The organism is Ditibartonella choladocola (genome assembly GCF_002007565.1).
Taxonomy (GTDB): domain Bacteria; phylum Pseudomonadota; class Alphaproteobacteria; order Rhizobiales; family Rhizobiaceae; genus Bartonella; species Bartonella choladocola.
Genome location: NZ_CP015625.1, coordinates 1,436,038 through 1,449,220, shown reverse-complemented (window position 1 = coordinate 1,449,220; position 13,183 = coordinate 1,436,038). Strand labels below are relative to the sequence as shown.

At 45.0% G+C, this 13,183-nt stretch carries 11 protein-coding genes and 3 tRNA genes; 8 read left to right on the top strand and 6 right to left on the bottom strand.

Annotated features, from left to right (window positions below; genetic code table 11):
* Positions 1-328: 328 nt before the first annotated feature.
* Positions 329-505, top strand: a complete 177-nt coding sequence (locus BBC0122_RS12990) for a hypothetical protein (RefSeq protein ID WP_188318092.1) — start codon at positions 329-331, stop codon at positions 503-505.
* Between the two features lie 86 nt (positions 506-591).
* Here BBC0122_RS12990 and BBC0122_RS13155 read toward each other — a convergent pair whose 3' ends face one another.
* On the bottom strand, positions 592-1,452 hold the full coding sequence (locus BBC0122_RS13155) for a flagellar biosynthetic protein FliO (RefSeq protein WP_077992293.1): 861 nt from the start codon (positions 1,450-1,452) through the stop codon (positions 592-594).
* Between the two features lie 258 nt (positions 1,453-1,710).
* Between BBC0122_RS13155 and BBC0122_RS06400 the strand changes: the two genes are divergently transcribed.
* On the top strand, positions 1,711-4,275 hold the full coding sequence (locus BBC0122_RS06400) for a hybrid sensor histidine kinase/response regulator (RefSeq protein ID WP_149866647.1): 2,565 nt from the start codon (positions 1,711-1,713) through the stop codon (positions 4,273-4,275).
* 110 nt (positions 4,276-4,385) lie between these two features.
* Entirely contained in the window at positions 4,386-5,489 is a 1,104-nt protein-coding gene (locus tag BBC0122_RS06395; protein ID WP_369805249.1) for a branched-chain amino acid ABC transporter substrate-binding protein, read from the top strand.
* Between the two features lie 108 nt (positions 5,490-5,597).
* On the opposite strand, the gene BBC0122_RS06390 is transcribed toward BBC0122_RS06395, so the two are convergent.
* From BBC0122_RS06390 to purM, 3 genes are all read right to left on the bottom strand, one after another.
* The gene (locus tag BBC0122_RS06390; RefSeq protein ID WP_225868165.1) at positions 5,598-6,749 is read right to left on the bottom strand and encodes a hypothetical protein; all 1,152 of its coding nucleotides are present in this window, start codon (positions 6,747-6,749) and stop codon (positions 5,598-5,600) included.
* Positions 6,750-7,165: 416 nt separating this feature from the next.
* A complete protein-coding gene (gene purN, locus BBC0122_RS06385; RefSeq protein ID WP_257788086.1) occupies positions 7,166-7,759 on the bottom strand; it encodes a phosphoribosylglycinamide formyltransferase in 594 nt (197 codons plus the stop codon).
* A gap of 13 nt (positions 7,760-7,772) precedes the next feature.
* Positions 7,773-8,846, bottom strand: a complete 1,074-nt coding sequence (purM, locus tag BBC0122_RS06380; protein WP_077992287.1) for a phosphoribosylformylglycinamidine cyclo-ligase — start codon at positions 8,844-8,846, stop codon at positions 7,773-7,775.
* 206 nt (positions 8,847-9,052) lie between these two features.
* Here purM and BBC0122_RS06375 point away from each other — a divergent pair, with 206 nt between their 5' ends.
* Together BBC0122_RS06375 and hdaA are read left to right on the top strand one after the other, a co-directional pair.
* Positions 9,053-10,237: an AI-2E family transporter gene (locus BBC0122_RS06375; protein WP_225868184.1), complete on the top strand. Its 1,185-nt coding sequence runs from the start codon at positions 9,053-9,055 to the stop codon at positions 10,235-10,237.
* Positions 10,234-10,929 carry a DnaA regulatory inactivator HdaA gene (gene hdaA / locus BBC0122_RS06370; RefSeq protein ID WP_077992280.1) on the top strand — a complete coding sequence of 232 codons (696 nt, stop codon included), beginning with the start codon at positions 10,234-10,236 and terminating at the stop codon, positions 10,927-10,929. The genes BBC0122_RS06375 and hdaA overlap by 4 nt, the downstream gene beginning before the upstream one ends.
* A 15-nt stretch (positions 10,930-10,944) precedes the next feature.
* Here the strand turns inward: hdaA and BBC0122_RS06365 are convergent, their stop codons facing one another.
* Positions 10,945-11,580, bottom strand: coding sequence for a hypothetical protein (locus BBC0122_RS06365; protein ID WP_077992278.1), 636 nt, complete (start codon positions 11,578-11,580; stop codon positions 10,945-10,947).
* Between the two features lie 154 nt (positions 11,581-11,734).
* On the opposite strand from BBC0122_RS06365, the gene BBC0122_RS06360 reads away from it, so the two are divergent.
* The 3 genes from BBC0122_RS06360 to BBC0122_RS06350 all read left to right on the top strand — a co-directional run bounded on the left by BBC0122_RS06360 (position 11,735) and on the right by BBC0122_RS06350 (position 12,305).
* Positions 11,735-11,811: transfer RNA gene (locus tag BBC0122_RS06360), tRNA-Pro, on the top strand.
* A gap of 86 nt (positions 11,812-11,897) precedes the next feature.
* The gene (locus BBC0122_RS06355) at positions 11,898-12,203 is read left to right on the top strand and encodes an ETC complex I subunit (RefSeq protein ID WP_077992277.1); all 306 of its coding nucleotides are present in this window, start codon (positions 11,898-11,900) and stop codon (positions 12,201-12,203) included.
* Between the two features lie 25 nt (positions 12,204-12,228).
* Positions 12,229-12,305, top strand: a tRNA-Arg gene (locus tag BBC0122_RS06350).
* Positions 12,306-13,074: 769 nt separating this feature from the next.
* Here the strand turns inward: BBC0122_RS06350 and BBC0122_RS06340 are convergent.
* Positions 13,075-13,149 (bottom strand) — tRNA-Glu (locus BBC0122_RS06340).
* Positions 13,150-13,183: the final 34 nt, after the last annotated feature.

The following is a 13,183-nucleotide window of genomic DNA, read 5'->3' as shown; positions in this document are numbered from 1 at the left end:
TGTTTGTTTTAATCAAAGTGATGGGGGGATGTTTACGGCAAAAATTCGGGCACTTTGATATATCACGAAAGCCGCGGGAATTCGATTAGACAGGCGAGTGGTAGCAAAATTGGCTGATGATGGCAAAAACCGGTTTTTATGGATAATTTGCTGCATGAAATTTGTTATGACAAAAATCAAATTAATTGAAATGGTTGTGTAACCGCATTTATTAAAAATCGCGTTTGCAAGGCTCTTGTGCGGTCATATTGGATTTCGGAAATGAGCCAGCTAAAATTTTTGTTCAAAAATGGCTTACTTGAAAATAACCGGAACACATTTGCCTAAAATGAAATGGCGTAGAACTCCAAAGTTCAATGAAATACAGATAAAATCGGAAGCCCCATTTTGGTTAATGAAAATGCCGCTCATGCAGCTTTTTGACGTAAAAGTTCAAGTGCAGGTGTTCGCCATTTTTACGGAAATGGGTGTTACCATTCTTCCCGAAACAGGAATGACAATGTAGCTATATCGCGAAACGGTTTTGGTTTCGCTTAATCACTTGAACAAGCAAACATTTTCAGCGCCCGAATAAGCAAATATTTCGCAAGTTTAGTGTTTTTCGTTTTTTATTGCGTCTTTCAACTCATCTTCAAACATGTGGTCGAAATCGTCGTCAAGATTGATCGCAGGATCAATCGTTTTTTGCACAGTTCCAAGAGATGGATCGCGCCGACCTTCTATTTCAGCCCCAATCGTACTATCTCTAACAGTCGGAGCAAAATCGGGCGTAACGGGCGGCTTTTCGTGCAAACGAGGTGATACTCTTCCCGTCGGGAGGGGAGAAAAATCCGGTTCAGAACGGTCACGTGGCGAGAAAACGGGCGGTTCTACACTGCGATTGTCCACTTTGTTTTCGTCGGCAGGGCGTATATTCAATTCGGGAGAAATATTTGTAAAATTTCCGGTAGATTGGGTCGCGTTAAGAGAGCCGGGCGCGGGATTTGGTTTTATGCCGGACCGATCATTGGCACGATGTTGCAAAGGTGAGACAGGGATGTTTTCGGCGCGCGTCGGATTGGTAAATCTTGTTTCACGAAAACTCTGTGCAGGCTGCGGATTTTCGGCCAATTTGTCGGAAGTCGTGAACAAGCCGGGTTCTTTTCCCGCCATTTCGCCAATTTTGATATTGGTTTCAATGACGATATCGGTAGGTCCGCCAATCATCAACAAATGTTCGACATTGTCACGTCGTACCAGAACAAGTCGGCGTGTGCGATCAACGGCGGCAGCGTCACGCACCGATAGACGTGGTGTTCGTGATTTTCCGCCAACAACAAATGTACCATTGTTGAATTTGCGTAACAGCGAAATGGTGATTGCGATTGCAGCGATAACAACGATGAGCACCACAAGGCTGGTAATGATGTTCGCAGCCGATTGTCCGATCTGGTTTTCTAACCAAGCGTGCATACTTTCTCTATCTCCTATTGGAAGAACGTGACCATATCCATTCTTTCACAGTTATGCCAGAAGATTTATAGACCAAAGAAGGCCGCATAAAGGAATGGAAAGTAGTTTTTTAGAATATGCACCAATATTTGGAGTTGTCGCCAGAGCCGGGACTGTTGTGAAAAATTGCGTACCGTATCATTATTGCTTCATGGATAGGGTGTTTTCGGGCAAAATAGCTCGAAGAATCAAAATAAATGTCAGAGGCAGTCCTGAATTATGAAGAAGCCGGAAGAAATGGATAACAAACTGGTTTTTTCGGAAAAATATAAGCGATTTGTAAAGCTTATTGCCGGTGCTATTGTACTCGTTTCAATTGCTATGGCGTTTGCGGGTGTGTTTGTCCGGAATCGTCAATTCGATTTTGCCGCCAAAATTATGTTTCTGTTTTTGGCACTGATCGGATTTTCTGTGCTTATTGTCTTTTTATCTGGAACATTCGAGCGGTTTTACAGAAAAGACAGGGGGGGAGACGGGCTTTCCGGCGATATGGTGGAAGATGCACTGCTCCTCACCGACGCATCCGGCCACATCATTAACGCCAACGTGGCATGCCGGAACCTCACAGAATTTGACAAGTCGAAAACAGTCTTTTCGCTTTTTTCTTCGCTGCAAAATGCCGAACAAATTATCTATCGGCTTACTGCAAAAGCACTTTCAGGTGAAGTGGTGCGCGAGCAAGCGCAGGGAACCCGTCCCTTATGGTCTGAAACAAATGGAGAAACTCAAAGCTGGTACAATTTGACAGTTAGACCGATAAAACGGGAAGGTGTTTTATGTCTCTTATGGAGGCTTCAAGATATTGGTTTTGCCCGTGATATGTACGCGCCGCTTTTCCGGAATCTTCAGGAAGCGATCAATTATCTGGACCAGTCACCTGCCGGTTTTTTATCAGTCGACCAAAATGGCTCCGTTCTCTACATCAACGCCACATTAGCGAATGCGTTGAATATTGACTTGTCAAAATTCAAGAGGGGCGAATTGACTTTCGACAGCCTCTTCAAATCGGGTGAATATGGAGAAACGTGGTCACAATTAAAGCAACATATGAAAGAAGGTGGGAATAATCATCGTTTCCGCATTGAATGGCGTAATCGTGAAGATAGGCACAAGATTTTCCTGGCTCTCGCTGCAAGCCAAACAAGCGAAGGCGAGGATGAAACATTTTGTCGTCTTGTGTTTATTCCTGCTGAAGGCCAAGCAGATTCAATAAATGTATTGCCAGCAACGTCGGACATTTTCCGTTATTATTTCAACTATTCGCCTCTGGCACTTGCCACAATTGGTCGCGATGGAACTTTGTTTGCAATCAACAAGCCTTTTCATGAACTATTCGATATAAAAAACGATGATAGCGGCAAAAAATCACTTATCGGGTTTTTCAGCGAGTCCGGAAAACGTGACATTGGCGAAATCATTCGGAAAATATCGCAAGACGGGCATGGCAGTCTGACCACAGAGGTTAGCCTTGCAACGAATGAAAACCGGCATTTCCGGCTGTATTTTTTAGGTTTATCGAAAGAACTCAACCAGTCTGACGACGAAGTAGCCATTTTATCAGTGATTGAGACGACAGCTCAAAAAACGCTGGAAGACAAGATGGCGCAAGGGCAAAAGTTACAGGCAGTCGGTCAACTTGCTGGTGGCATAGCCCACGATTTTAACAATGTTTTGACCGCGATCATTATGTCTTGCGATCTTCTATTGGCAAGTCACAGGAGTTCCGATCCGGCTCATGCGGATCTCATCAATATCAAGAACAATGCCAATCGGGCGGCTTCGCTTGTCCAACAATTGTTGGCATTTTCACGCCGACAAACACTCCGTCCCGAAGTTGTCGATTTTACCGAACTATTATCGGATGTAAGAAATCTTTTAATGCCTCTTCTTGGAAGCAACATACATTTGAAATTCAATCACGGGCGCGATCTTTGGAATGTAAAAGTCGATCAGGCATCATTTCAACGTGTTCTGATGAACCTTGTCATCAATGCCAGAGATGCAATGCCTAAAGGCGGAACGATTACGATTACAACAACAAATATGCCACGACAAAAAATAGCCAATCTTGCCTTTAACGGCCTTAACGCCGGTGATTATGTCGAACTCGACGTGGAAGATACGGGAACCGGTATTCCCAAAGCTGTTCAGGATAAAATGTTCGAGCCATTCTTTACGACAAAAGAGGTCGGCAAAGGGACAGGCCTCGGCCTTTCTATGGTTTACGGCATTGTCAAGCAGACCGGTGGTTATATTTATTGTGAAAGTGAAGAAGGGAAGGGTACAAGGTTCCGTATCTTTTTGCCGCGTTTTGTCGCTGAAAACACTCAAAACACTCAAAAGCCGACAGAGCCGGCCAAATCGCCAATCGAAAAAAACGCAGATCTTTCGGGAACAGCAACTGTGCTCTTGGTAGAAGATGAGGCAGCCGTGCGAATGGGGGGTGTGCGTGCATTGCAATCACGTGGATATACTGTTCTGGAAGCCGAAAACGGGCTGGAAGCACTCGACATTATTGCAGAGCATAACGGAGCAGTCGATCTCGTTGTATCGGACGTCGTTATGCCGGAAATGGATGGTCCGACTTTATTGGGCGAAATGCGTAAGAGATATCCCGAAATAAAGTTTGTATTTGTATCGGGATATGCGAAGGATGCTTTTGCTAAAAATCTACCTTCGGATGCGGTCTTCGGTTTTCTGTCAAAACCGTTCACTTTGAAACAATTGGCAATGAAAGTGAAAGAAATGTTGTCCGATAATTCCAATAATAGTGCATCAAATTAAAACCTGTTTTATTTTTCCTCGAAACATTGCGTTTAGGTGATTGAAATCCTCGTCATCTAATGCAAGATAAACACCACTAAATTCGGTAAAGAGGGTGAACCATGCGCAAAATTCTGATTTCTACAGTTTCCGCCTTGGCATTAACTGGCAGTCTTTTCACAATGTCGGCATATGCCGATATTATTATCGGCTTTATCGGTCCGATTACCGGTTCGGTCGCAGCCTATGGTATTCAGGCAAATAACGGCGTAAAAGTTGCCATTGACGAATTCAATAAAAAAGGTGGCATTAACGGCGAAAAACTGGTGTTGAAAGTTTTTGACGACGGTGCCGAGCCGAAGCAAGGCGTGTCTGCAGCCAATCAGCTTGTTGGAGAAGGTATTCAATATGTGGTTGGGCCGGTCACCTCGAATATAGCATTACCTGTTTCAAATATTCTGGAGGAAAATGATGTTTTGATGATAACACCTTCCTCGACAACACCCGAACTTTCAAGCCGCGGGCTTTGGAATGTCTTGCGTACAACCGGACGTGACGACCAGCAAGGTGATTATGCAGCAAACTATTTCATCCAACATTTGAAAGATAAACGTATTGCCATCGTCCATGACCGTGCCACTTATGGCAAAGGACTTGCCGATGCATTCAAATCGGCTTTGAACAAAGGCGGCGTAACCGAAGTTTTTTACGGTAACATCACACCGGGCGAAAAAGACTATTCGGTCATGGTCAGTCGGCTCAAGCAGGAAAAAGTCGATTACGTCTATTTTGGGGGTTATCACCCTGAGGCAGGACTTCTTCTCAAGCAGTTGCGCGAACAGGGCGTTGACGCGCCACTTATCGGAGGTGACGGATTCAACACGTCCGAATTGTGGTCGATCGCTGGAAATGCAGCCGAAGGATCTCTGTTTACCAATGCTATAGATGTTAAAGGCAATCCGTCCGCGCAAGATGCGATCAAGGCGTTGAAAGCCCAGAATATTCCGCCGGAAACCTTTGCCATCAATGGTTATGCTGCAGTCGAGGTTCTTGCCTATGGTATTGAAAAAGCGGGTTCGGCAGACGACCCGGAAGCAGTCGCAAAAGCTGTCAAATCCGGCGAGCCGATCAAGACAACGCTTGGCGAGATCACTTATGGTGATCGCGGTGATATAACATCAAAGGTTTTCGGTATGTATAAATGGCATAATGGCGAGATTATTTCAGCCGAGTAAACGAGCGTAGAACGAAATAACAGACTATATCGGAAAGGCGGCGTAAAGCCGCCTTTTTGTTCGAGCTATATTTGCTTATGTTTTCAATCACGAAAATCGGAGCGTCTTTCAATTGCTTGCAACAGCGGTTGATTGGTAAATGCGGGCAAGCATTCGGGAACCGTCTTTTTGCATGTTGGTTTGCATTTTATTTTCCGTCGCATCAATGAGAGCGGCAACGGTATTATTGCGAATTGCAACAGGGTTGCGTTCGTAACCGGAGCGCAGGAAGAAATTCGCTGTGGGGACTTTGTTCCGGTATTGTGCCGGCATTGTCACCATATCGTAACCATTGCCGTCTCCGGTCAGGTTCAGCATTTCGAGTTCTGCACCGGAAAGTGGACGGGTCACACCCTTTCGACGTAAAAATGTTAAAGAGGTCTTCAATTTATGGATTTGCAACAGCGGACCTACATCTTTATCCATCGTCATTGCATGCATTCCAAGGCCGGCATCGGTTTTTGCAAGTTCGCTCTGTGCCGTCCAATTGTGAGGCACTGTCCTTGCCCTTGCTGTCATCCGTTCGACGACATTGGCTTTTTCGAGTAATCTCATTCTTTGTGCCCCCGATGCCATTTGCGCTTTTTGTCGCAATTCCTTGACAATGTCGTTGCCATATTCCCACATCAGGCTCACACTTGCGGTTGCAACAAGTTGGTTATAGCCGATAGCGGTCGATGCCGGTCGGGCGTTTGCTTTGCCCTTAATCATACCCGATTGAAGATCGTGGCTGCCATCCCCACCGGTTTCAAATGCATAGATAGACACAAGCTGGTCACGGTTAAGGCCGATTTCACGCGCTGCATCGACATAAGTGCGCATAAATTCTTCCTCGCTTGCGGGAGGTTCCGGTTGGAAGCCATAAACGCGTTTCGATGCTGCAATAAAATCGTTAACTCCCGGTATTGTTCGGGATGGGGCGGAAGAACCGCCTGTCTGTGGTTTTGAAGGTCCGGTGTAGAGCGGCGGCTGGGTAAGTACATAATCGGTAAGTTCCACAGTTTGTCCGCGTGCGCGTTTTTGATTCCGCAACTTGCGCTTGGCGCTAATCTCGTCCCAATATGCAGAAGCTTTTTGATTATAGGCGCTATAAGCCGCCCGCCACGCTTCATAATCACCATTATTGGCGGTTTTTAAGGGGCTGGAAGGCCGGATACTGGATGTTGTTTCACTTGACGGACGTGATGATGATAATTGCAGAGATTGGAGCGAGTCCGACATGCAACCGCCAACAAACAAACTGCAACCGATGAATAATATAGTTTTCGTTTTTAACACAACAGCACGATCCTGTGAAAACTTCACTAGCCATTATGTGGTTAATTGGTTGACAAGTTGTAAAGACGGTAACTTGTTCTTCGCAGGACGGCCGATCCGGAGAATTTAAAAATTCTGCGACGTTATTATTCGAGGTATAAAAATCGCAGCAAGACCATCGCGATAAGGGTAAAGAATTATTCGGTCACTAAAAGACAATACGCGCAACAGGCAATACTCAGGATTTGTTAATTCGGTATTTTCCACCGCTTGTCATGGCTTTTAAAGGCAGGGGTAATCGCTGTCTCTTCAAATCATTGTTCGGAACATTCCTACAAAGTAGAAAAGCTTTACAACGAGCAGACAATCTTCAAATGAAGTCAGAACGAAATGATCTGCTGTTCGTCATTTACGCCATCGTGCCGATGTTCGATAAATGCGCGCAAAGTTGCCGGATAAAGCTGGTGTTCGACTTTGAGTACCCGTGCAGCCAGACTGTCGGCTGTGTCATTTTTCAAGACCGGTACTGCTGCCTGACCTAATATTTCCCCTTCATCCATCCCTTCAGTGACGAGATGTACAGTGCAACCGCTTATTTTTACGCCTGCATCAATGGCACGTTGGTGGGTATGTAATCCTCTAAAAAGAGGTAGGAGAGCCGGATGAATGTTCAATATTTTTCCCTCATAAGGAGAAATAATACGTTTCGAGATCAAGCGCATGAAACCTGCAAGGCACAGAATATCCGGCCGGTATTCGTCAATTCGATTAAGCAGTGCGATTTCAAAAGCTTCCTTGTCGGCGAAGTCTTTACGTTCGACAACATGAGTCGGAATATTGAAAGCTTGAGCTTTTTCAATGCCTTTCGCATTTTTGTTATCACTCAATACGGCTACAATTTCGGCCGGATAGTTCTCCTTTCTGGTTGCTTCTACAAGCGCCACCATGTTGGATCCGCTTCCGGAAATGAGAATTACAACTTTTTTTTCATAATCCGAGGTGTCCTTTATAGACAACGCCCTTATCTTGCCGGGGAATAACTGTTCCAAGCGCGATAACTTTTTCACCCTGTTGCTCAAGGAGTGAAGTAATATCGGCAGCATCTTTTGCTTCGACTATGACAATCATACCGATGCCGCAATTATATGTGCGTAACATTTCATGTTCTGCAATATTTCCCTGTTTTGCGAGCCAGGCAAAAACCGGAGGGACTTCGATAGCAGAAAGATCAAGCTCGACGGCCAGATTTTTCGGTAAAACTCTTGGAATATTTTCAGGAAAACCGCCGCCGGTAATGTGGGCAAGTGCTTTTATGCCGCGATGGCTTTTTAAAACGTGAAGGAGAGACCGGACATAAATCCTTGTAGGTGTCAGTAAAGCCTTGCCGAGTGAAAGAGTTTTGTCGAACGGAGCAGGGGCGTTAAAATCAAGACCACTTTTTTCTACAATTCTACGCACAAGGGAAAAGCCGTTCGAATGTAGACCGGTGGAAGACAACCCCAATACAATATCACCGTTTTCCAATTCTTTGGATGGCAAAAGTGTACCACGTTCAGCCGCGCCAACAGCAAAACCGGCGAGATCATAGTCGCCTTTTTTATACATACCCGGCATTTCGGCTGTTTCACCGCCGATAAGCGCTGCACCCGCCTGTCTGCATCCTTCGGCAATTCCGGAAACAATGGCTGCTCCCTCATCAGGATCAAGCTTGCCGGTTGCAAAATAGTCAAGAAAGAAAAGCGGCTCTGCACCTTGAACGACAAGATCGTTGACACACATAGCGACAAGATCAATTCCGACGGTGTCATGAATGCCAGTATCAATGGCAATTTTCAGCTTTGTTCCAACGCCGTCATTGGCGGCAACAAGAACAGGGTCTTTAAAGCCCGCAGCTTTCAAATCGAACAATCCGCCAAAACCGCCAAGTTCCGTATCGGAGCCGGAACGTCGGGTCGTCCGTACGACAGGTTTTATCTTCTCGACCATAAGATTTCCGGCATCAATATCGACACCGGCATCAGCATAAGTCAGATTGTTTTGAACAGGATGTGTGTCGCTCATCGGATTTATCCTTAACTATGCTCTTGAACACGTCAGAGCAATGCCACGTTCAAGCGTCACCCGCAAGTTTTATCAAGCTTAAAAAAAAGATATAAACGATTGTTTCTTGACGATGCGACAGGAAGCTGCATATCCTTTAAAAACAACAAATTCAGTGGACGTTTATGAGCAATACGGATTTTGATACCGCCTCCAAACAACAGGCAATGTCAGAGGGCAAAAAAGGTTTGAGACTGGGAAGGCCTAAAAAGACGGTCTATATTCCGGCTTATGCCAATGTTGCATTCCGTGGTAACGTAAAAAAGCAAGCCATATTCTGGCTCTTGACATTGCTTTTTTTCATTATTTTCATGTTCGTCTTCAGTTCCATTCTTTTGCCATTTGTCGCTGGAATTGTGCTTGCCTATTTTCTTAATCCGATTGTTGAAATACTCGAAAGAATCGGAATTTCGAGAATGTGGGGAACGGTTCTTATTACAATTGCAATCGTGCTTATACTGGTTATAGCACTTACAATTCTTATTCCGGTTATTACTTCACAGTTACAGCAATTTATCCGCGACGGATTGCCGGTTTACGTAAATCGTATTCAAGCATTTTTCGCCAATCATAGTTTTGAATGGATAAAGCGATATATCGGCAGCGATGCATCGGAAATACAGGCAAATATTCAAGGCCTGCTGGGGCAAAGTTCGGATCTTATAAAATCGGTGCTCAATTCTGTTCTTGATTCGGGAAAATCACTGGTTAATCTTGTGAGCCTGTTTGTTGTTGCACCGGTCGTTGCATTTTATATGCTCCTTGATTGGGAGCGAATGGTCAATACAATCGATTCATGGATTCCGCGCGACCATCTGGAGACGGTAAGGGGCATTTTTCATGAAATGGATCGGGCTGTTGCAGGGTTTATTCGTGGGCAAACATCGGTCTGTCTCGCGCTTGGCGTTTATTATGCAGCAGGTCTCACCATATCAGGTTTGAATTTCGGTCTCCTGATCGGATTGTTCGTAGGCTTAATCAGCTTTATTCCCTATGTCGGTTCTATGACCGGATTTGTTCTTTCGGTTGGTGTTGCGTGGGTACAATTCTATCCCGAACATTGGGAAAGAATTATAGTTGTCATGGGAGTGTTTTTTGTCGGACAGTTTCTTGAAGGATATGTTTTGCAACCGAAATTGGTTGGTCAATCGGTAGGGCTTCATCCTGTCTGGCTTATGTTTGCGCTCTTTGCTTTTGGTTCGCTTTTCGGCTTTACCGGTATGTTGATCGCTGTTCCTGCTGCTGCGGCTGTCGGGGTTCTTGTAAGGTTTGCACTTCATACCTATCTTGAATCACCACTCTATTCACCGAGCAGCAATTCCGCAGCCGATCAAGTCGGAGGAAAGGAATGAATAAAAGGTTAGAGCAATTACCGCTCTCACTTTCGCATCCAACAGATTTCTATTCAGATGATCTGGTTGTCACAAAAAGCAATATTGCTGCATACGAGCTCATTGAACACTGGCCGGATTGGCCTATGCCAATCGCAGTTCTTGTCGGCCCGAACGGTTCGGGAAAAACACATTTTTCCAGTGTTTGGAAAAATATCAGCAATGCGCGTCAGGTTTCTCCGGATCGGCTTGGCGAGGCTATCGTCGAGATTGATAAGGGTAATCCGGTTCTGATAGAAGATATTGATAGTGTCGAACTCGACGAAGTGACTTTTTTCCATCTTATCAATTCGGTCAAACAAGCCCGTTTGGTCAATCGGGTGGCGACATTGTTAATCACATCAACATCGGCTCCTTTAAGCTGGAAGGTAAAACTTGATGATCTCACAAGCCGTTTAAGGTCGGTTACACTGGCAGTCATCGGGCAGCCGGACGACGAATTGCTTGTTTCTGTTGCTTCCAAGCTTTTTTCCGACCGGCAGATAACGGTAGATCCTTCGGTGGTAGAATATCTGGTAAGTCGTTCGGAACGATCGCTTTTTGCGTTAGGGAAAACTGTCGATGCAATCGACAGGCTCGCATTGCAAAGAAAAAGCAAAATTACCAAAGCACTCGTTTCTGACGTTATGAATAGCGTATCGGAACAGGATTAAACGAGGGAAAACCGGTCACGGGGTTATCGAACCGGTTAAAGCACCATCAATCAAACTGGAAATATCCGGTGCTCTGGTGCTTAAACTTGTTCCTTTTGCCCAGCCGATGATATTGGTGGAGGGAACAACCACGCGGTGCCAATTGCCCTGACGTTCATAGGAACGCATTTCCTGCCCTGCTTTGACGTTAGCAACAATTTTCGAATGCGAATCAGCCTTTGTATAGATCGCAGTCGGCACTCTTGCAAAAATAACATTGGCGGCATTGTTAACGGCAAATCTCGCTTGGGGCGGTAAGTTTGTATCCGGCCGATAGGGGATAGAAGGTGAAGTGAGGTCAGGTTTTTCGATCGGAGCCTTGGGTGCGACCGGCTGGAATGTGACCGGATCCGGTACTTTTGAAACGGGCTTTACAGCAATTTCCGGAAGCTTGATTGATGAAAGTTCGGTTTTGCGAAGAGGTGCGGCAGAGAAATTCGCAAGGGTTCCGGATTGTTTCTGGTTGGCGTTTGTCTCGTATGTATTATGGTACCAACCGGCACCACCCAAAAGAGTTAAGCCGCCAAGCAGAAAATAACTTAATGTGGAGGAATATTTTTTTCGGTTTGAAGTTTGCCGGATTTTTTTTGCTCTTGTCCGATGTACCGCCATAGCAAATCCTTTCTCTAAGGCGATTTTGACATCAAATTATTTTAGAAAAGTTATCGCCCCAAAAAAATTACGGAATAATCGGAAAAAAGCGAGATTTGCGCTTGCACTTCACAGCGGAAAAATTTAGGGAATGTGCGTCGAACTTAATTAATGTCGGAGCGTAGCGCAGCTTGGTAGCGCACCTGATTTGGGATCAGGGGGTCGTAGGTTCGAATCCTATCGCTCCGACCATGACTTGATTTGACAAAAAGATGATGCGACAAAGTGGTCGTAAAAGTTTATAATATGACCACGGCATGATCCGAAGGGAATAAATCATGGTAGCTCGAATTTTCAGCCCGGCTAAAACGGCGATGCAATCTGGAAAACGCAATACCGGTTTTTGGGTTCTTGAGTTTGAACCTAATGAAGCCAAGATGATAGATCCGTTGATGGGATATACATCTTCTGCCGATATGCGTAGCCAAATCAAATTGACGTTCGAGACACAAGAGGAAGCTATTGTCTACGCGACAAAGAACGGAATAGCCTACCAACTTGAGGAACCGCACGCGATGACACGTAAAAAGGTTTCCTATTCGGATAACTTCCGGACTGATCGTCAGGTTCCTTGGACACACTAATCAAACTATCGTTCTGAACAATTTCGGTCCCGTAGCTCAGCTGGATAGAGCAACGGCCTTCTAAGCCGTGGGTCACAGGTTCGAATCCTGTCGGGATCGCCATTTCACCTTGAAAACAAATTTTTTCCGATTTTCAAGGACCTTTACGATGTTGTCGATCGGGACGAAATCCATATTCTTGAGTTCGACATTACAGTTCACAATAACATAAATCATTCATTTCGAGTCGCTTCTTGTCGACTTTGTCTGCAAAGTTTCAAAATAGAATCATTTAGTTTTCTATTCCCGTTCTTTTCCGGTTTTACGGCTTGAGTGCGGAAGAAAGCGGATATTACGGCTGTTCTTCTTCTTCATTGCTCCGCATCTTTTTTTAAGTAATTTTTCTTTTCAAAATCGTTTTTCACGAAAGTGATAACTTATCTGAAAAGCGTGTTAAATTATCCATGAGTGCGAGTTTGTTTTTCACATGCGTTGAGCGCAAAAATTAAGAGACGATAGAAACTCGTCGGAAGTGAATTGCGATTTTTACGAATCAGTCGGGCAACGGGAATCAACATCCGGTAATTCAAATCAATAAGAGTCCTGCATTCTTTTATATTCGTTAGAACAAGAATGGGCAGGCAATGCAATGTCTCGATTGCATCGGGAAAATTATCTTCAATATCTGAAATATGCGTCCAGAGCGCTACAAGTGGATAAGGGGCAATTCCCCTTTTGGTGAGTGCGGATTTCTTTTGAACGCGAAAGTACCGCTAATACTCGTAGAACACAGGATAATAGCCGATATTCAAGCTGTTTATCGGGCAGGGAACAGACCGAACAATCCGCTGCACGGCTATTTTCTATTGTCACTGAAAGGGAGGAAAACTGTTGGTACGCCCAAGGGGATTTGAACCCCTGTTTCCGCCGTGAAAGGGCGGCGTCCTAACCACTAGACGATGGGCGCTTGGCAGTGAAACGGCTTATAGAGAGGATATTAT